Raw genomic sequence first — 17,998 nt, forward strand, 5'->3', positions numbered from 1 at the left:
CGATGGGGCGCAACTCGCACACGCGCGCGCTGTCGATCTGGGCCAACGGCCAGCGGGTCGGGACATGGCGGATTCCGGCGCGCGGCGACATGGAGTTGCGGTACGACGCCGGCTGGAAGCAGTCCGCCGCGGGCCGCCCGTTGTCGCTGTCGCTGCCGTTTGGCGTCGGCGATGCGCCGTTGCGCGGCGAGCGCGTGAACCACTACTTCGACAATCTGCTGCCGGACAGCGACGCCATTCGTCGCCGGCTGGCGTCCCGGTTCGGCACGGCGACGATCGAGCCGTTCGATCTGCTCGCCGCGCTCGGCCGCGACTGCGTCGGCGCGGTGCAACTGCTCGGCGAGGACGAGGCACCCGTCGGCCATGATCGCATCGACGGTACGCCGTTGTCGGACGACGAGGTCGCGCGCGTGCTCGATCAGGCGAGCGGGGTGGCGGGTGCCGCACAGGACGACGACGACTTCCGCCTGTCGCTCGCCGGCGCGCAGGAAAAGACCGCGCTGCTGTTTCACGAAGGGCGATGGATGCGCCCGCATGGCGCGACACCGACGACGCATATCCTCAAGCTGCCGCTCGGGCTGGTCGGCAACAAGCGTGCGGATCTCACCGCTTCCGTCGAAAACGAGTGGCTGTGTCTCGCGATCCTGCGCGCGTACGGCCTGCCGACGGCCGATGCCGAAATCGTGCGTTTCGGCGAGCACAAGGTGCTGTCGGTCGCGCGTTTCGATCGTGCGCTGCATCGTGAAGGTGGATGGTTGTTGCGCTTGCCGCAGGAGGACTTCTGCCAGGCGCTCGGTGTGCCGCCGCATCTGAAATACGAATCGCAGGGCGGCCCCGGCGTGCCGGATCTGGCCGCCATCCTGCGCCGGTCGGAAACGGCGCAGGACGACCTCGACACGCTGTTTGCCGCGCTGATCGTGTTCTGGATGCTCGCCGCACCGGACGGGCATGCGAAGAACTTCAGCCTGCGCCTGCTGCCGGGCGGTCGGTTCCGGTTGACGCCGCTCTACGACGTGATGTCGATCTGGCCGGTCGAGGGTGATGGCGCGAACCAGTGGTCGTGGCACAAGGCGAAGCTTGCGATGGCCGTACACGGCAAGCGCAAGCACTATGCGATGCGCGACATCACACGCCGTCACTTCAGCGCAATGGCCGAGCATTGTCTGCTCGGCGATATCGCGACGCCGATCATCGAACGGCTGGTCGCCGCGACGCCGCACGTGATCGAGTCGGTCGGCGCGACGCTGCCGGCCGGGTTTCCGGCGCGGATCGCCGAACGCATTCTGGGCGGATTGCGGTTCGCCGCCGAACGTCTCGCCGAAACACCGCGCGCCTGACGTCGGGGAGCGAACCGCCTACGCGTCGTCCACTGCCTACTGCTGCATGTCCGGCGCCTCGCGCAGCCGCCAGATCGCGTTGCACTGCTGGCCGCCGAGGCTCGTCGAGCGCAGCGTGATGACGGTGCCGGCCGAGATCCGATACCAGAAATGGGTCATCAGATCAGGGCCCTTGTGCTGCGCCTGCCCATCGATCAGCACCTCGCATCGCAGCGGCGACGGCGAGCCGGACGGGTGCGTGATGTACACGTTCAGCCGCGCGATGTCGCGGGTCGCGGTCAACACGATCTCGTGGTTCCCGCTGCCGACGAGCATCGTGCCGCCCGGTTCGTCGAGCGCCTGCAGGTACGCGCCCGCGCTGCCCTCGATCGCGGCGGAGCTGACGGTCAGCCCGGCCAAACGCACGTATTCGGTCGCGGCGATGCGGGCGGCGGCCGTGTCGGACGGTGCCGGCCTGCCGTCCGACAGCGCGAACGGCATGCCGTCGCGCAATGCGGCGTCGACATGGTTCGCGTAGTAGCGCCAGCGATCGAAGAAACGGATGTCGCCGGTCATGTGCAGCGCGCGGATCGGTTCGCCCTGATAGCGCAACGTCGTGGCGCCGTTGCTCGGATCGAACGATTCGTGAATGCCGTTCTTGCTGACGAAGTTCTGGACCGGGTCGAGCAGCGCGGTTTCGCCGCGTGCGCCCCACAGGTGCAGGAACGTCGTGTCGATTCCGAAGCATTCCTGAAAGTCGGTGCCGATGCGGGCGACGCAGTCGCGCAGATGCGCCGCGAAGCGCGCCCACGCCGTGGCCGTGCCGGCGACGAGCCCGGCCTGCAGCGCACCGCCGTGACGCGCCTGCACGTCGTCGACGACGAGACGCCAGTGCGCGTCGCGTCGCTCGCCGATCAGCGGCGTGACGATGAACGTGCAGAACAGCGGGTCGGGGCACGCGTACAGGCGGTCGTCGGCGATCCGGGAGAACAGGTCGAACGAGGACGCGCAGAACCAGATGTCCGCGTCGTACAGCGCGAGTTTCGTGATGTGCGGATTGCGCGCGCAATAGTCGGCGGCCTCGATGAAGCGGCCGACCGGCAGCGCATGCGCGCTCGACGCTTCGATCACGTCGACCGACTGGCTTTCCAGGATGCGCCGCTTGCGTTCGGACAGTCCGTAGCCGATGACGGCCACCTGCCCGTCGTAGCCTGTCTGCCGCAGCGACAGCAGGAACGGCACGAGCATCTCGTACCACGCGCGGTTGTTGTCGTTGATCGCCACGCAGACCGCGTGTCCGTTCGCATGCATGGTGCCTCCCGTTGCGCGTGCGAGGCTCAATAGCCGACGTGACGCTCGCACACGACCGCGCCGCAGCCGCGGCTGTCGTGATATGTGATGTGAAACTGCTTGTTGTCCCACAGCCACTGGAATACGGCCTGGTAGACGCCCGACGTGTTCATGTCGTGCAGCACGATCTTCTTGCGCGCGAGCGGGCCAAACCGGTTCAGTTCGGCGAGCGTCTGCTCGTACGTGTGCGTGGTGTCGATGAACAGCAGGTCGCACGCGAGCGGGTCCATTGCGAGGTCATCGGCAATCCTGAATTCGAAGTCGATCGCCAGTTCCTGCGCCGCGTGCTTCAGCTCGTCCTGGATGTGGAAATACTGATCGGTGATGTCGACCGACACGAGCCGCTTCGGCTGCGCGAGCATGAAGGCCGTCGTGGTCAGTCCGGTGAACACGCCCAGCTCGAGGATGCTGTCGCATCCGGCGGCCGTGCGGGTATAGAAGTCGAAGCGCGACGGGCTGTCGCCGAGCCAGCCGATCGGTTCGATCTTGTACTGGAGGAATTCCAGCCGCAGTTCTTGTAATGAGCGCATTGTGTATTCCCCGAGCGAAGCGTATTGGATGACGGATGCACCCGCACGCCGGCGTCGCCGGTCGCGCGGGCAGCCGGGCTTATTTCGCCAGCGTCCGGTACGACACGAGGTCGTTGATCGGGCCGATCTCCGGCCCGGTCGTGCCGGGGCGCGTCGCGACCTGCACGACCTTCTCGAACATGATGATGAACGGCGAGTTCGCGAGCACGGCCTTCTGCAGCGCCTCGTAACGCTGCGCGCGCTTCGCGGGCGACGGCTCGACCAGCGCGGCCTCGGTGTCCTTCGTCAGTTGCGGGATGTCCCAGCTGTTGCGCCACGCGAGCATCTTCGTCTTCGACTGGTCGGAATTGTCCGGATTCCAGGCGAAGCCGCGCGCATTGCTGTTCGGGTCCATGTAGTCGGGCGACCATTCGCCGATGAAGATGTCGTGCTGGCGCGCGCGGTACTTGCCGATCGCCTGCTTCGCATCGCCCGGGATCAGCTTCACGCGGATGCCGCCCTGCGCGAAGTTGGCCTGCAGCGCCTGCGCGATCTCGAGGTACGGATAATCGTTCGGCATGTCCATCGTCACGTCGAAGCCGTTCGCCAGGCCGGCCTTCGCGAGCAGCGCCTTCGCCTTCGCGACGTTCAGCTTGTACGGGTTCGCATTCAGCGTGCCGAGGAAGCCTTCGGGCAGGAAGGTCTCGTGGACCTTGTAGGTCGTGCTGACGATGTTGCGCTGGATGCCGTCGTAGTCGACCAGCCACTTCATCGCCTGCTGGACCTCGGGTTTCGCGAGATTCGGGTTCTTCGTGTTCAGGCTCAGGTACAGCAGCGCGGACACCGGCCACGACGCGACCTTGATCTTGCCGGCCTTGGTCAGCGCGGCGAGGCTGTCGGGGCTCAGGTTGCGCGCGGCGTCGACGTCGCCGTTTTCCAGCAGCAGCCGCTGCGCGGATGCCTCGGGCACGTGGCGCAGCACGACGCGTTTCATCGGGTACGGCGCGCGGTACTTGTCGAAACGCTGCAACACGATGCTTTCGTTCGGCGTCCACTTGGCGAGCTGGTACGGGCCCGAGCCCGCGTCGTTGGTCTTCAGCCAGCCGCTGCCGAAATCGTTGCCCTGCTGGTGCGACATCAGCAGCTTCTTGTCGAGCACCGACGCCGGGCACGCGCTCAGCACGTTGAGCACGAAGCTCGGCGCGTACTTGCGGTCGGTTTCGAGCACGAAGGTCTGCGGGTCGACCGCGCGCACCTTCTGCATCACGTTCGTTTTCGTGAGGCCGAGATCGGCGAGCACGCCGGCCGGGCCCTTGTCGAGCAGGACGGTGCGCTGCAGCGACCATGCGACGTCGTCGGCGGTGACCGGGTTGCCGGAGTGGAACGCGAGGCCGGGGCGCAGCTTGAACGTATAGGTGAGCCCGTCGGCGCCGACCGTCCAGGATTGCGCGATCTGCCCGTCGAAGCGCGTCGGGTCCTTCAGGTCGACCCGCACGAGCCGTTCGTAGGTGTTCGCGACGTACTCGGACGGCACGAGCTCGTAGATCTCGCTCGGATCGAGGGTCGTGAATTCGCCGAGCTGGGTGGCGACGACGAAAATGCCGGGCGGCGTCGCGGCCTGCGCCGGCAGCGCCGGAACAAGCGCGACGAGCGCGGCGCTGACGAACAGCCGGGACAGCAGGTGCTTCATGCGGGCTCCGTGGAAAGGGAATCGTGGTGCGATTCTCTCATCGACGGCCGCCCGGATGAAAAAATTCGACGGGCGCGCGGAACGGCGCCCGGGGGAAGCGGCTTGCGTGCCGGGCGCGGTGCCCGGCAGCGGCGGCGGTCAGATCACGCAGCGCGCGATCGCGAAGCGCATCGCTTCCTCGGCTGGCTCGCTGCCCGAGCCGCGCACGACCTTGACGACCGAACCGTTGCCCGACGGCGTGAGCGTGACGAAGTACGAGCGCGAGCCGACGGTGATGTCGGTCACGCCGTTGTGCTGCGATTGCTCGGTGCCGGACAGGCGGCTGTCGAGGCAGTTGGCGATCGCGTGGGCCGGACGCGCCGACGACACGTAGATCATCGGCGCCGGGCCGGACGCGGCCGAGTCGGACGAGGGCGCGGAACCGCAGGCGGCGAGCAGGGCGGCGGGAAGGAGCAGCAGGAATCGTTTCATGGTCGGAATCGTCGTGTGTCTCGTGTCGAGGCTGGGGCGCGGGGTACGCGAAACGCGGAGCTTCGCGACGAAACCGCTGCAATCGTGCCGTTTTTGACGGTCGATACGGGCGGCGGCTGACGTCGGAGTATACCCGCGGCACTTGACACGAACGGCCGGCTGAAACGATTCGATACAACAACAAGCGCCCGCTGTCGCGCGGCGGCAGCGGGCGTTTCAAGCGATGGCGAATCGACGTTTGCCGGCGTTATTGGCCGATCTTGTGGCTGACCGCATTTTCCTGCTGGTTCAGCACGTGCTTTTCGCTCTGCGTAATGTGGCCGCGATCCTGCGCGGCCATGTCCCGCTCTTCCCGGCGGATCCTGTGGTCGTCACGGTGCAGGCGCGCGGCCCGGGCGTGCGACATCTCGCCTTCCTTCACTTCGTGACGGATCCGGCGATTCTGGTTCGCGAGACGCTGGTTGACCTCCTCGCGGCGCGGATGCGCCTGCTGCCACGGCGTTTCGGCGAACGCGGTGCCGGTCAGCACCGACATCAGGGTGGCGGCGATCGCGAGATGGCGGGTAAGGGCTCGCATGACGTTTTCTCCTGTCGTTGCGCGTCACGAAACGTGCGCGCTTGTCGAAAAAACGCTGTGCGGGCCCCGGCTGTTGACGTTTCCGGCTGTATCGCTTGCAAGTGTTTATTACAGCGCGTCGGCCGTATCGGCTCGTCAGGTGAGCCGATACGCCGGGCCGGGCGTCACCTCCGCCGGCAGCGGCTCGCGGTTCAGTTCGAGCAGCGTGCGCTCGATCGTGCGCGTCATCGCATCGAGCGCGAGGTGGTTCGGCCCGTCGCCGAACGGCTCCGCGATCGCATGCGCGATCGCGTCGAGCGCGATCAGCGTATAGGCGACGAACACGGTGACGAACGGCGTCGCCGCGCCGATCGAATCGACGAGACCGAACGGCAGCAGCACGCAGTACGCGTAGATGGTCCGGTGCAGCAGCACGTCGTACGAGAACGGGATCGGCGTCGACGCGATGCGCTCGCAGCCGCTCACCATCGACACCAGGTCGTCGAGGCGCGCGTCGAGCATCCACAGCCGCGTATCGGCGAGATGGCCCGCATCGGCGCGCGCGGCGAAGGCTTCGCGCAGTTCATGAACGATCGCGATCGGCGCAAACCGGGCGGCGACGATGCGCGCATAGGTCGCGTCGTCGAGCAGCGTGCGCAGGTCCGGCGCCGGATCGGTGCCGCGCAGCTGATGCTTCAACGCATAGACGAACGCGACGACCTTGCGCACGAACGCCTGCCGTGCAGCATCGTCATCGTCGACCGCGCCGTAGCAGAGCGCCTGGGACACCAGCGTGCGCGTGGCGGTCAGCACGCCACCCCACAGCTGTCGGCCTTCGCGATAGCGTTCGTAGCTCGCGTTGTTGCGAAACCCCGCGAAGATCGCGAGCGTGAGGCCGATCAGCGTGAACGGCGTCGGGTTCAGCGGCACCTTCTCGCCGAGCACGCGGCCGCCGCCCCACACCGCGACGAGGCTGATCGCGAGCGTCAGCACCAACTGCGGCAGGATGGTCGGCAGCACCGACCCGTTCCAGACGAGCAGCATCCGCAGCCAGTGCTCGCGCGGGCGGACGATCATCGCGGCGCTCCGTCAGGCGGCAGCCGACGCCGGCGCGGCCGCGCGATGCAGCAGCACCGGCACCGACTTCGATGTCGGCGTGTTGCACACGTCGCCGACGCTGTCGAGCGGCACCAGCGGGTTCGTTTCCGGGTAGTACGCGCCGATGCAGCCGCGCGGGATGTCGTATTCGACGAGCAGGAAGCCGTCCGCGCGCCGCTCGATGCCGTCGTGCCACACGGTTTCCATGTCGACCCGGTCGCCGGCCTTCAGGCCGAGCATCGCGAGGTCGTCGCGGTTGGCGAACACCACGCGGCGCTGGCCGTACACGCCGCGATAGCGGTCGTCGAGCCCGTAGACGGTCGTGTTGTACTGGTCGTGCGAGCGCGTCGTCATCAGCGTCATCAGGCGCTCGCCGTGCAGTGCGCGGGCGCGCTGGATCGGCGTGTCGGTCGGCAGCGCATGCGCGATGAAGTTCGCCTTGCCCGTCGGCGTCAGCCATTCGCGATCGCGCGACGCGACGCGCAGGTGGAAGCCGCCCGGCCGCGCGATACGCGTGTTGTAGTCGTAGAAGCCGTCGAGCGTCGCCTCGATCGCGTCGCGGATCTTCGCGTAGTCGTCCTTGTACGCGAGCCAGTCGATCTTGCCGCTGCCGAACAGCGCGTGGCCCATGTGCGCGACGATCGCCGGTTCCGACATCAGGTTCGCGGACGCCGGCTTGTTCATCCCGTACGACACGTGGACCATGCTCATCGAATCCTCGACCGTCACGCCCTGCGCGACGTTGTCCTGCAGGTCGATCTCGGTGCGACCGAGCGTCGGCAGGATCAGCGCGTCGCGGCCGTGGATCAGGTGGCTGCGGTTCAGCTTCGTCGTGATGTGCACGGAGAGATCGCAGCGGCGCATGCCTGCCCACGTGCGCGGCGTGTCGGGCGTCGCCATCGCGAAGTTGCCGCCGAGGCCGATCAGCACCTTCACGTGGCCTTCGAGCATCCCTTCGATGGTTTCGACGACGTCGTAGCCGTGGTGACGCGGCGGCTCGAAGTCGAACACGTGGCCGAGCCGGTCGAGGAACGCTTGCGACGGCTTTTCCTCGATCCCGACCGTGCGGTTGCCCTGCACGTTCGAGTGGCCGCGCACCGGGCACAGGCCCGCGCCGGGGCGGCCGATGTTGCCGCGCATCAGCATCAGGTTCGTCAGCATCTGCACGGTCGCGACCGAATGCTTGTGCTGCGTGATGCCCATGCCCCACGTCGCGATCACGCGCTCGCTGCGCGCGTAGCGCTGCGCAAGGCCGTCGATCTGCTCGTACGGCACGCCGCTTTCGGCCGTCAGCGCGGACCAGCTTTCATTGCGCAGATCGTCGGCGAACGCGTCGAAGCCGGCCGTGTGCTCGTCGATGAACGCGGTGTCGAGCACGCGCGGCGCGCCGGCGGCGCGTGCGGCATCGTCGAGCTCCAGCACGCGCTTCGCCATCCCCTTGATCAGCGCGAAATCGCCGCCGATCGTCGGCTGGATGAAGGTCGACGCGATCTTCGTGCCCGACATCGTCAGCATCTCGAGCGGGCTTTGCGGATCGGCGAAACGCTCGAGCCCGCGTTCCTTCAGCGGGTTGATCGACACGATCGTCGCGCCGCGCTTCGCGCATTCGCGCAGTTCGCCCATCATCCGCGGATGGTTGGTCGCCGGGTTCTGGCCGAAGATCAGCAGCATGTCCGCATGTTCGAAATCGTCCAGCGTGACGGTGCCCTTGCCGACGCCGACCGACGCCGGCAGCCCGCGGCTCGTCGCCTCGTGGCACATGTTCGAGCAGTCGGGGAAGTTGTTCGTGCCGTACAGCCGCACCAGCAACTGGTACAGGAACGCCGCCTCGTTGCTCGCGCGGCCGGACGTGTAGAACGCGGCCTGGTTCGGGTCCGGCAGCGCGCGCAGGTGGCGCGCGATCAGCTCGAACGCGTCGTCCCACGCGATCGGCACGTAGCGGTCGGTCTGCGCGTCGTACACCATCGGGTCGGTCAGGCGGCCATGCTGTTCGAGCTCGAAATCCGACAGTTCGAGCAGCTCGGCGACCGTATGCGCGGCGAAGAATTCTGGCGTCACGCGCTTGCTCGTCGCTTCGGCGGCCACGGCCTTCACGCCGTTCTCGCAGAATTCGAACGTCGATGCGTGCTGGCGGTCCGGCCACGCGCAGCCCGGGCAGTCGAAGCCGTCGGGCTGGTTCTGGCGCAGCAGCGTGCGGTAGTTGCCGCCGGTAACCTTTTCCTTGATCAGGTTGATCGTGACGGCTTTCAGCGCGCCCCAGCCGGCAGCCGGGTGGGTGTACGGTTCGATGCGCGCGGCGGCGGATTTCTTTTTCATATGCAGGGTGTCAGGGGCGATGCACGCAGAGTACGCGCGGCGCTCCGGCCGCTGTGTGTACACCTTTCGTCTTCAAAAAAGAGTACAGTTCCGGCCATCCGGGCAGTGCGGACCGCAACTGTGTTGTTGAAGGGAAGTTGAAAGGGAGGCGCGTGAAGCGTTATGAACAATTGGCCGACGATCTGCAGGCGCAGATCGAGCGCGGCGTGTACCGGCCCGGCGAGCGGATTCCGTCGGTGCGCCAGGCGAGCCGGCAGCAGCAGCTCAGCGTCACGACCGTGCTGCGCGCGTACCTCGTGCTGGAGAGCCGCGGCCTGATCGAGAGCCGGCCGCAGTCGGGCTACTTCGTGCGGGCGCGCGCCACGGCGCCGGCCGAGGCAGAGCTGCACATGTCGGCGCCGGCCGCCGAGCCGTCGGCGGTGGACGTGAGCCGGCTCGTGCTGTCGACGCTGCGCACGATCTCGCGCGACGACGCGGTGCCGCTCGGCTCGCCGTATCCCGACGCGTCGCAGTTCCCGGTGCAGCGTCTCGCGCGCTACGCGCAGGCGATCGGGCGGCGCCGCACGCGCTGGGGCGTGATCGACGACCTGCCGCCCGGCAACCCGGAGCTGATCCGCCAGATCGCGCGGCGCTACGCGGAGCGCGGAATTCCGGTCGAACCGGGCGAGATCGTGATGACGATCGGCGCGACCGAGGCGATCAACCTGTGCCTGCAGGCGGTCGCGAAACCGGGCGACACGATCGCGGTGGAGTCGCCGACGTTCTACGCGATGCTGCACGCGATCGAGCGGATGGGCATGCGCGCGCTGGAGGTGGCGACCCATCCGGGCGACGGCATCGATCTCGACGCGCTCGAACGGATCCTCGCGCGCGAGCGCATCGCCGCGTGCATGGTGATGCCGAATTTCCAGAATCCGCTCGGCTTCCAGATGCCCGATGCACGCAAGCGCGCGCTCGTCGAGCTGCTCGCGAAGCACGGCGTTCCCGCGATCGAGAGCGACGTCTATCACGAGCTGCATTTCGGCGACACGACGCCGAGCGCGCTGAAGTCGTACGACCGCGACGGGCTCGTGCTGCATTGCGCATCGTTCACGAAGAGCCTGTCGCCGCGCTACCGGATCGGCTGGGCGATGCCCGGCCGCTACCGCGACCAGGTCGAGAAGCTGAAATTCCTGAACACGCTCGCGACGCCGGCGATCGAGCAGCTCGCGATCGCCGAATACCTGAAGCACGACGGCTACGATTTTCACCTGCGGCGGATGCGCAAGCAGTATGCGCAGCAGGCGAGCCTGATGAGCGCGATGGTGCGGCGCTTCTTCCCGGCAGGCACGCGGCTGTCGCAGCCGCAGGGCGGGTACGTGCTGTGGGTCGAGCTGCCGCGGCAGGTCGATGCGATGAAGCTGTATGCGCTCGCGCTCGCGCAAGGGATCACGATCGGGCCCGGCCACATGTTCTCGGCAACCGCCGATTATCGGCACTTCATCCGGCTCAACTACAGCTATCCGTGGTCGCGGCAGATCGAGGAGGCGCTGAAGGTGGTGGGGCGGCTCGCATCCGAGTGCGCGGGGCGGTGAGCGGCGCGGCGCCCGCCGCGACACCGCTTTGCCCGCAGCGACCCGTCGGCGGCCGCGCAGGCAAGCGTCACCGCGCGGACGGCGCGGGCAGTCCGGCTTGCGCCGTGTCGACCATCCGGCGCATGTCGAAGCCCGACGGATGCTGGTACACACGCAGCCCGAACTCCGGCAGCACCGCGATCAGGTGATCGAACAGGTCGGACTGGATCGCCTCGTAATCGACCCAGGTCGTCGTGTCGGTGAAGCAGTACAGTTCGAGCGGAATGCCTTCGGCCGTCAGCGGCAGCTGGCGCGCCATGCACGTCATGTCGCGGCGAATGTGCGGATGGCCCTTCAGGTAGTTCGCGACGTACGCGCGGAAGGTGCCGAGATTCGTCAGCTGGCGGCGGTTCGCCGGGCATTCGCCGGCCGCGCCGAGCGTGCCGTTCCATTGCGCGATCGCGTCGACCTTGTCTGCCAGGTAGTCCTTCAGCAGCGTCAGGCGTTCGAGCCGTTCGATCTCGTCGTTGCCGAGAAAGCGCACGCTCGTCGCGTCGATGAACAGCGCGCGCTTGATGCGGCGCCCGCCGGCCTCGGTCATTCCGCGCCAGTTCTGGTAGCTCTCGGTGATCAGCTTCCAGGTCGGCACCGTGATGATCGTGTGATCGAAGTTCGCGACCTTGACCGTGTTCAGCGTGATGTCGATGACGGTGCCGTCCGCGCCGGCCGACGGCATCGTGATCCAGTCGCCGATCCGCAGCATGTCGTTCGACGACAGCTGCACGCCGGCGACGAGGCCGAGCAGCGTGTCCTTGAAGATCAGCATCAGCACCGCCGACATCGCGCCGATGCCCGACAGCAGCAGGCCGATCTGCTTGCCGGTCGCGTCGCCGATCACGACGAGCGCGGCCGTGATGAACATCACGAGCTTGACGAGCTGCATCGCGCCTTTCAGCGACAGGCGCGGCTGGTCGCGCCGGCTCGTGCGATGCGAGTGTTCGAGCGCGGACAGCGTCGCGCTGATCGTCATCGACACCAGGAACACGATCAGCGCGAACAGCACCTTGTCGGCAGCCTGCGCGGCCACGGCGGGAATGCCGGGCACCGCGCCGAGCCCGAGCTTGATCACGACGAACGGCACGATGCGGTTCAGCCACTTGAATGCGCCGAACTCGAACAGCGCGTCGTCGATGCGGGTGGCCGACAGCCGCGCAAGGCGCGCGACCACGCGAAACAGCAGGAAATGGACGGCGTCGGCGATCGCGCCGGCGGCGGCGAGCAGGATGAGGATGCCGACGAGCGGCGCAAACCAGGATTCGTTCAGGGTCATAAGGGTGGACAGGGGCCTTCTCGTGCGTTGAATCTGTACCGCGACGCGGCGCGCGCCCGGTGAAGGGCACATGAAAGGGACCGTGATTGTGCCATCGGGTTCCGGCCGGATGTCGCGAATGCGTGACGCAGGGCTCCTCAACATTCTCGCCGTTGCGCGGATTTTCCTTGTGGCCTTGTGTCGTCGAGTCCGTGTGCTCACGTGGCGCAACATACTGTGCACTTGCCACGCATCGCCCGCTCGGGGCACGATGCGCGAACGGCTTCGCGAACTCCGCTTCCACGTCGTTCCGGTCAACCACGCATTTCACGCATGCAAGATTCCAACGAAAGCCAGCCGTCACGCGTGCGGCTGCTGAAGGGCATTCTGCCGATTCGGCGCGCGTCGGCCATCCGCGACGTGTTCGCGGGCATCTCGCTCGCGTCGATGGATATCCCGCAGGTGCTCGGCTATGCGCGCATCGCCGGCATGCCGGCCGTGACGGGCCTCTATACCGTGTTCCTGCCGCTGATCGCGTTCGCGTGCCTCGGCGCGTCGCGCCATCTGGTGGTCGCCGCCGACTCCGCGACCGCGACCATTTTCGCGAGCCGCCTGTCGTCGATGGCGCCGCCGGGCAGCGCCGAGTACGTCGCGCTGGCCGGCATGGTCGCGCTGCTGACCGCCGCGATGCTGCTGCTCGCGCGCATCTTCAAGCTCGGCTTTCTCGCCGATTTCCTGTCGCGCACGGTGCTGGTCGGCTTCCTGGCCGGCGTCGGCGTGCAAGTGTCGATCGCGATGCTCGGCGACATGCTCGGCTTGTCCGTGCCGTATCCGGCATCGCGCAGCGTCGCCCAGCTCGACTACGTCGTCACGCATGCGATCCACGCGCATCGGCCGACGCTCGCGCTCGCGGCGCTCGTCGTCGTCGCGATTCTCGCGTGCAAGCGCTTTCTGCCGCGCGTGCCGATGCCGATGATCGCGGTGGCGGGCAGCATCGCCGCGAGCGACTGCTTCGGCTTCGCCGCGCAAGGCATCGCCGTGCTCGGGCCCGTCGCGGGCGGCTTGCCGCCGCTGCGCTGGCCGTCCGTCACGTGGCAGCAGTTCCTCGATCTCGTGCCGGTCGCCGCGTCGTGCTTCGTGATGATCATCGCGCAGAGCGCGGCGGCGGCCCGCGTGTTCGCGCAGCAGTACGGCGAGGACGTCGACACCAACGCCGACATCCTCGGGCTCGCGGCCGCGAACGCGGCGGCGGCGGTGGGCGGCGCGTTCGTCGTCAACGGCAGCCCGACGCAGACCGCGATGGCCGACGGCGCGGGCGTGCGCAGCCAGATCGGGCATCTGGCGTTCGCAGCGGTCGTCGCGGCGGTGCTGCTGTTCCTGAGTGCGTATCTGCAGTACCTGCCGCATGCGGTGCTGGCCGGCATCGTGTTCACGATCGCGCTCGGGCTGATCAACGTGCGCAGCCTCGCGGCGATCCGCAGGGAAAGCCCCGGCGAATTCACGCTCGCGCTCGTCACCGCCGCGGCCGTCGTGACGGTCGGTGTCGAGCACGGGATCCTGTTGGCCGTCGCGCTGTCGCTGATGCGGCACGTGCGCCACAGCTATCAGCCACACACGATGGTGCTCGAAGCCGCCGACGGCAACGGGCGGTGGCTGCCGGTGCCGGCCCGGCCGGGCGCGATGACGGCGCCGGGGCTGATCGTCTACCGGTTCGGCTCCGACCTGTTTTTCGCGAACGACCATCGGTTCGCCGCCGAAGTGACCGAACTCGTCGACGCGTCGCCGGTACCGCTGCGCTGGTTCATCGTCGACGCGGGCGCGATCACCGATCTCGATTACTCGGCCGCGCGGACGCTCACCGATCTCGTCAAGGCGCTGCACGCGCGCCGGATCGGTGTGCTGTTCGGGCGCGTGAACCGCTACCTGCACGCCGATATGGAGCGCCACCGGATCACGGAGATCGTCGGCGCGTCGTGCATTTTCCCGACACTGCACCAGGCGCTGGAAGCGGCGGGCGTGACGCCGGCGCAGCAGGAGCCGGGGGGCACGTAGCGGAAATTGGAAGGCGGAAAGCGGAAAGCGGAAAGCGGAAAGCGGAAAGCTGGGGGAACGCGGGAGGCGGGAGGCGGAACGCGGGAAGTGGAACGCGGGAAGCTTCACCGCTAAGCGGCTGCGCGCACGCGCGCGAAGCCGTTGCGCAAATGGCGGGCCAGTTCCGCCGCGGCCGGCGCGTGCTGGCCGCGCGGCAGATGCAGGTTGATCGCGAAGTTCGGCAGGGCGGGCAGGCCGCTGTCGGCCGGCAGGATGTCGAGATCGGCCGGCACGGTGGACGCGAGCCAGACGGTCACCGCGAGATCGGAGCGCACGGTCGCGGCCGTCGCGTCGATGCTGCCGTTCTCGAACACGGTGCGCCACGCGCGATCGCAGGCCCGTAGCGCGTCGAGCACGGTCGGGCGGAACGCGCAGGTCTGGTCGACCATCGACACGGGCAGCGGCGTCTGCAGATGGGCGCTGCCGCCTTTCGCGCCGACCCAGACCAGACGGTCGACGGCGATGCATTCGCCGCGCGACGGCCCGACCGGCGCCTCGATCAGCGCGACATCGATCTCGCCTTGCCTGAGCGCCTTGCGCAGTGCGGGCGATGCCGCGCACACGAGCGACAGCGCGACTTGCGGGTGCGCGTGCGCATAGCCTTTCAGGATCGGCGCGAGACAGCTGCCGACGAGGTCCTGCGGCGCGCCGATGCGCACAGCGCCTTCCATCGCACCGGCCGTCAGCTCGGTCAGCAGTGCGTCGTGCGCGGCGAGCAGCCGGCGCGCCTGCGCGAGCAGACGCTCGCCGTCCGCCGTGAGCAGCATGTTGCGATGCTCGCGCACGAACAGCGGGCCGGACAGCGTTTCGAGCCGCGCGACCTGCTGGCTGACCGCGCCTTGCGTCAGGTGCAGCGCGCGGCTCGCCGCCGTCATGCTGCCGTGATCGGCGACCGTGACGAAGGCGCGAAGCAGGGCGATGTCGAGGTTGCGTGTCATGGTTCGCATTATGAATGCTAATGACTGGCATAAAAAGCTTTCGCTGTCGTAATGCACGGAGCGCGGGTAAAACGGAGCTTCGACGACCCGAACCGGGAGCCCGTGTGCCGCTTCAAGACTATTTGCCGCTGCTGTTGTTCGTGATCGTGTCCACGGTGACACCGGGTGGCGCGACGACCCTCGCAACCGCATCGGGCGCGCATTTCGGCTATCGGCGTTCGCTGCCGATGATGACGGGCATCGCGGCCGGCCTGGCATCGATGGCCGCCGCCGCCGCGGCCGGGCTCGGCAGCGTGTTGTTGGCCCTGCCCGCGCTGCAGCTCGGGATGAAGGTGCTCGGCTCGCTGTATCTGCTGTGGCTGGCCACGCGCATCGCGCGCGGCGGCAAGCCCGGTGTCGACGCGGCCGTGCAGCGGCCGCAAGGATTCGTCAGCGGCGTATGGATGCTGTGGCACAACCCGAAGGGCTGGGCGATGACGCTCGGCGCGGCCGCGTCGTTCGCCGCGCTCGCGTCCGGCCCCGTGCGGCTCGGCGCGTTGCTCGGGCTGGCGTTCGGCGTGGCGGCGATGGCGTCGCTGTCGCTCTGGTGTTGTGCCGGGCTGCTGTTCGCGCGCGTGCTGCGCACGGAGCAGCAGTGGCGTTGCGTGAATGCGGGCTTGGGGATCCTGCTCGCGGCGTCGATCGTGCCGATGTGGCTGTAGCAGCGGCGCTGCGCGCACGGCGCAGCCCCGACACTCAGCGCGAACCGTCCCGCGCGGCCCTGACGGGCCGTCCGCCCGCGCCACTCGACCATCGCGGCAGCCGCAGCGTCGTCGCGAAGCTCGCCGCATGCAGCGCGCAAAGCAGGCCGAACGTCCACGCGTAGGCGACCCCGTGCGTGCCGCCCGTCGACGCGGATTCGGCCTGCAGCCGCCACGCGAGAAACAGCGTGCACATCGTCGTGAAGGTCGGGCCGCCGAGGCGCTGGACGATATTGAGCGACGTCGTCGCCATCGGCAGGTTGTGCCGCTCGACCGACGCATACGCGGCGGAAATCGACGGCGCGCCGATCGCGCTCTGGCCCATCCCGCGCAGAAACAGCGCGGGCACCAGCACGGCGGGATCGTAGCCGGCCAGCGCGAGATACACGAACGGCAGCGTCGCGGCGAGCGCGAGCAGCGCGCCGGCGGCGGCCAGCCGGCGCACGCCGAACCGGCTGGTCAGCGCGCCCATCGACGGATAGGTGACGAGCATGCCGAGCCCGAGCGGCGCCAGCAGCCAGCCCATCTCGCCGGGCGAGCGGCCGCACGCCTCGATCAGGAACACCGGAATCAGCATCTGGCCCGCGTAGATCGCGCCGTTCGACAGAAACTGCGTGGCCGCCGCCGCGCCGAACACGCGCGAGCGAAACAGCGCGAGGTCGATCAGCGCCCGCTCGCCTTTGCGCAGCTGGACGCGCAGGAACGCGACGAGCAGCAGCACCGAACCCGCGATCGCGGCGATGCCGGGTACCGCGTCGATGCGCTCCGCGCCATACAGGAACAGCACGAGCGCCGGCGACAGCAGCGCGAGGCCGACCCAGTCGAGTTCGCGCTGCTGCGTTTCCTCGCGGTCGCCGGGCAGGAACCACACGGCCAGTGCCAGCGCCAGCGCGCCGACCGGCAGGTTCACGAGAAACAGCCAGCGCCACGACGCGTACTGCAGGATCGTACCGGCGACGACCGGCCCCAGGATCGGTGCGATCAGCACGGGTACCGCCGCATAGCCGATCACGCGCGCCATCTGCTGGCCGGCCACGCGCGCGATCATCATCTGCGCCATCGGCGCGAGCAGCCCGCCGCTGACGCCTTGCAGCACGCGGAACGCGATCAGCGACGGCGCGGACCACGCGAGCCCGCACAGCGCCGACGTCAGCGTGAACGCTGAGAAACACCACAGGTACAGCGCCTTCGCGCCGATGCGATCGACCAGCCAGCCGTTCAGCGGCAACACCAGCGTGAGCGCGAGCAGGTAGCCGCTCGTCACCCACTGGATCGTCGACAGGCTCGCGTGCAGGTCGGTCGCGAGGCTCGACAGCGAGACGTTGACGATCGTCGCGTCGAGTTGCGACAGCAGCGAGCCGAGCGTCGCGACCGCGCTGACTTTCCAGATCGACGGACCGAGCCGTCCGGCCGCACGGCCCGGCGCCGGCCGCGCGCGTTGGTCGCTCACGCGCCGCGGCGGTCGAGCAGCGCGACGATCTCGTGCGTCGAGCCCGTCTCGCCGAGCCGCGGGAACAGCCGTTCGACGCTGTTCGTGTGCGCGTCCGCGTTGAGGTCGGTCATCGCGTCGACCGCGAGCGTCACGTTGTAGCCGAGTTCGTGCGCCTGGCGGGCCGTCGATTCGACGCCGATGCTCGTCGCGATGCCGGCCAGCACGATCTGCGTGACGCCGGCCGTTTTCAGGTGCGCGTCGAGATCGGTGCCCGTGAACGCGCCCCAGGTTTTCTTCGTCACGACGTGGTCGCCCGGCTGGCGGTTCAGTTCGGGCAGGAGCTCGGCCCAGTCGGCCGGGAACGGATCCTTGCGCGGCGGCAGTTGCGTCCGGCCCGGTGCGCCGCCGGCGACGTTGACGAGCACGACCGGCAGGCCGCGGCTGCGGAAGGCATCGAGCAGTTCGCGCGTGCGCTCGATCACCGGTGCGACCGGGTGGGCGGTGGGCAGCGCGACGATGCCCTTTTGCAGGTCGATGACGACGAGTGCCGTATGCGTGTCGAGACGGGTTGTGCTCATGATGCGGATGCTCCATGCATAGGGAGAAGGGACACGTGCCGCACGGATGCC

At 68.3% G+C, this 17,998-nt stretch carries 15 protein-coding genes; 4 read left to right on the top strand and 11 right to left on the bottom strand.

What is annotated here, in order from left to right:
- Nucleotides 1-2: 2 nt before the first annotated feature.
- Entirely contained in the window at nucleotides 3-1,337 is a 1,335-nt protein-coding gene (locus U4Z31_RS25040) for a type II toxin-antitoxin system HipA family toxin (RefSeq protein WP_321811660.1), read from the top strand.
- Nucleotides 1,338-1,373: 36 nt separating this feature from the next.
- On the opposite strand, the gene U4Z31_RS25045 is transcribed toward U4Z31_RS25040, so the two are convergent.
- From U4Z31_RS25045 to U4Z31_RS25075, 7 genes are all read right to left on the bottom strand, one after another.
- Nucleotides 1,374-2,627: a hypothetical protein gene (locus U4Z31_RS25045; RefSeq protein WP_321811661.1), complete on the bottom strand. Its 1,254-nt coding sequence runs from the start codon at nucleotides 2,625-2,627 to the stop codon at nucleotides 1,374-1,376.
- Between the two features lie 26 nt (nucleotides 2,628-2,653).
- Nucleotides 2,654-3,196, bottom strand: a complete 543-nt coding sequence (locus U4Z31_RS25050) for a class I SAM-dependent methyltransferase (protein WP_044843252.1) — start codon at nucleotides 3,194-3,196, stop codon at nucleotides 2,654-2,656.
- Nucleotides 3,197-3,275: 79 nt separating this feature from the next.
- Complete coding sequence (locus U4Z31_RS25055; RefSeq protein WP_124520684.1) at nucleotides 3,276-4,865, bottom strand: ABC transporter substrate-binding protein; 1,590 nt, start codon at nucleotides 4,863-4,865, stop codon at nucleotides 3,276-3,278.
- A 138-nt stretch (nucleotides 4,866-5,003) separates the two neighbouring features.
- Complete coding sequence (locus tag U4Z31_RS25060) at nucleotides 5,004-5,336, bottom strand: hypothetical protein (protein ID WP_059533926.1); 333 nt, start codon at nucleotides 5,334-5,336, stop codon at nucleotides 5,004-5,006.
- Between the two features lie 247 nt (nucleotides 5,337-5,583).
- Complete coding sequence (locus U4Z31_RS25065) at nucleotides 5,584-5,913, bottom strand: hypothetical protein (RefSeq protein WP_321811662.1); 330 nt, start codon at nucleotides 5,911-5,913, stop codon at nucleotides 5,584-5,586.
- A gap of 135 nt (nucleotides 5,914-6,048) precedes the next feature.
- Nucleotides 6,049-6,969 carry a bestrophin family protein gene (locus U4Z31_RS25070; protein ID WP_321811663.1) on the bottom strand — a complete coding sequence of 307 codons (921 nt, stop codon included), beginning with the start codon at nucleotides 6,967-6,969 and terminating at the stop codon, nucleotides 6,049-6,051.
- Nucleotides 6,970-6,981: 12 nt separating this feature from the next.
- Nucleotides 6,982-9,306, bottom strand: coding sequence for an FdhF/YdeP family oxidoreductase (locus tag U4Z31_RS25075; RefSeq protein ID WP_321811664.1), 2,325 nt, complete (start codon nucleotides 9,304-9,306; stop codon nucleotides 6,982-6,984).
- Nucleotides 9,307-9,458: 152 nt separating this feature from the next.
- On the opposite strand from U4Z31_RS25075, the gene U4Z31_RS25080 reads away from it, so the two are divergent.
- Nucleotides 9,459-10,880 (top strand): PLP-dependent aminotransferase family protein, encoded by a 1,422-nt coding sequence (locus U4Z31_RS25080; RefSeq protein ID WP_044843258.1) that lies wholly within the window; start codon nucleotides 9,459-9,461, stop codon nucleotides 10,878-10,880.
- Nucleotides 10,881-10,947: 67 nt separating this feature from the next.
- Here U4Z31_RS25080 and U4Z31_RS25085 read toward each other — a convergent pair whose 3' ends face one another.
- The gene (locus U4Z31_RS25085) at nucleotides 10,948-12,189 is read right to left on the bottom strand and encodes a mechanosensitive ion channel family protein (protein ID WP_321811665.1); all 1,242 of its coding nucleotides are present in this window, start codon (nucleotides 12,187-12,189) and stop codon (nucleotides 10,948-10,950) included.
- A gap of 312 nt (nucleotides 12,190-12,501) precedes the next feature.
- Here U4Z31_RS25085 and U4Z31_RS25090 point away from each other — a divergent pair, with 312 nt between their 5' ends.
- On the top strand, nucleotides 12,502-14,220 hold the full coding sequence (locus U4Z31_RS25090) for a SulP family inorganic anion transporter (RefSeq protein ID WP_321811666.1): 1,719 nt from the start codon (nucleotides 12,502-12,504) through the stop codon (nucleotides 14,218-14,220).
- 110 nt (nucleotides 14,221-14,330) lie between these two features.
- On the opposite strand, the gene U4Z31_RS25095 is transcribed toward U4Z31_RS25090, so the two are convergent.
- Nucleotides 14,331-15,206 carry a LysR substrate-binding domain-containing protein gene (locus tag U4Z31_RS25095; protein ID WP_321800484.1) on the bottom strand — a complete coding sequence of 292 codons (876 nt, stop codon included), beginning with the start codon at nucleotides 15,204-15,206 and terminating at the stop codon, nucleotides 14,331-14,333.
- 95 nt (nucleotides 15,207-15,301) lie between these two features.
- Here U4Z31_RS25095 and U4Z31_RS25100 point away from each other — a divergent pair, with 95 nt between their 5' ends.
- Nucleotides 15,302-15,898 (top strand): LysE family translocator, encoded by a 597-nt coding sequence (locus U4Z31_RS25100; protein WP_321811667.1) that lies wholly within the window; start codon nucleotides 15,302-15,304, stop codon nucleotides 15,896-15,898.
- Nucleotides 15,899-15,932: 34 nt separating this feature from the next.
- Here U4Z31_RS25100 and U4Z31_RS25105 read toward each other — a convergent pair whose 3' ends face one another.
- Both U4Z31_RS25105 and U4Z31_RS25110 read right to left on the bottom strand, forming a co-directional pair.
- The gene (locus U4Z31_RS25105) at nucleotides 15,933-17,387 is read right to left on the bottom strand and encodes a DHA2 family efflux MFS transporter permease subunit (protein WP_321811668.1); all 1,455 of its coding nucleotides are present in this window, start codon (nucleotides 17,385-17,387) and stop codon (nucleotides 15,933-15,935) included.
- Nucleotides 17,384-17,947, bottom strand: coding sequence for an isochorismatase family protein (locus U4Z31_RS25110; protein ID WP_321800490.1), 564 nt, complete (start codon nucleotides 17,945-17,947; stop codon nucleotides 17,384-17,386). The genes U4Z31_RS25105 and U4Z31_RS25110 overlap by 4 nt, the downstream gene beginning before the upstream one ends.
- Nucleotides 17,948-17,998 lie beyond the last annotated feature (51 nt).

It is taken from the genome of Burkholderia sp. BCC1985 (genome assembly GCF_905339915.1).
Taxonomy (GTDB): domain Bacteria; phylum Pseudomonadota; class Gammaproteobacteria; order Burkholderiales; family Burkholderiaceae; genus Burkholderia.

What these genes read in the sequence shown, in the direction of transcription:
- U4Z31_RS25095 (WP_321800484.1), bottom strand. Translation starts at nt 15,206, where the DNA reads ATGCGAACCATGACACGCAACCTCGACATCGCCCTGCTTCGCGCCTTC.
- U4Z31_RS25045 (WP_321811661.1), bottom strand. Translation starts at nt 2,627, where the DNA reads ATGCATGCGAACGGACACGCGGTCTGCGTGGCGATCAACGACAACAAC.
- U4Z31_RS25085 (WP_321811665.1), bottom strand. Translation starts at nt 12,189, where the DNA reads ATGACCCTGAACGAATCCTGGTTTGCGCCGCTCGTCGGCATCCTCATC.
- U4Z31_RS25110 (WP_321800490.1), bottom strand. Translation starts at nt 17,947, where the DNA reads ATGAGCACAACCCGTCTCGACACGCATACGGCACTCGTCGTCATCGAC.
- U4Z31_RS25070 (WP_321811663.1), bottom strand. Translation starts at nt 6,969, where the DNA reads ATGATCGTCCGCCCGCGCGAGCACTGGCTGCGGATGCTGCTCGTCTGG.
- U4Z31_RS25040 (WP_321811660.1), top strand. Translation starts at nt 3, where the DNA reads ATGGGGCGCAACTCGCACACGCGCGCGCTGTCGATCTGGGCCAACGGC.
- U4Z31_RS25090 (WP_321811666.1), top strand. Translation starts at nt 12,502, where the DNA reads ATGCAAGATTCCAACGAAAGCCAGCCGTCACGCGTGCGGCTGCTGAAG.
- U4Z31_RS25075 (WP_321811664.1), bottom strand. Translation starts at nt 9,306, where the DNA reads ATGAAAAAGAAATCCGCCGCCGCGCGCATCGAACCGTACACCCACCCG.
- U4Z31_RS25060 (WP_059533926.1), bottom strand. Translation starts at nt 5,336, where the DNA reads ATGAAACGATTCCTGCTGCTCCTTCCCGCCGCCCTGCTCGCCGCCTGC.
- U4Z31_RS25050 (WP_044843252.1), bottom strand. Translation starts at nt 3,196, where the DNA reads ATGCGCTCATTACAAGAACTGCGGCTGGAATTCCTCCAGTACAAGATC.
- U4Z31_RS25065 (WP_321811662.1), bottom strand. Translation starts at nt 5,913, where the DNA reads ATGCGAGCCCTTACCCGCCATCTCGCGATCGCCGCCACCCTGATGTCG.
- U4Z31_RS25055 (WP_124520684.1), bottom strand. Translation starts at nt 4,865, where the DNA reads ATGAAGCACCTGCTGTCCCGGCTGTTCGTCAGCGCCGCGCTCGTCGCG.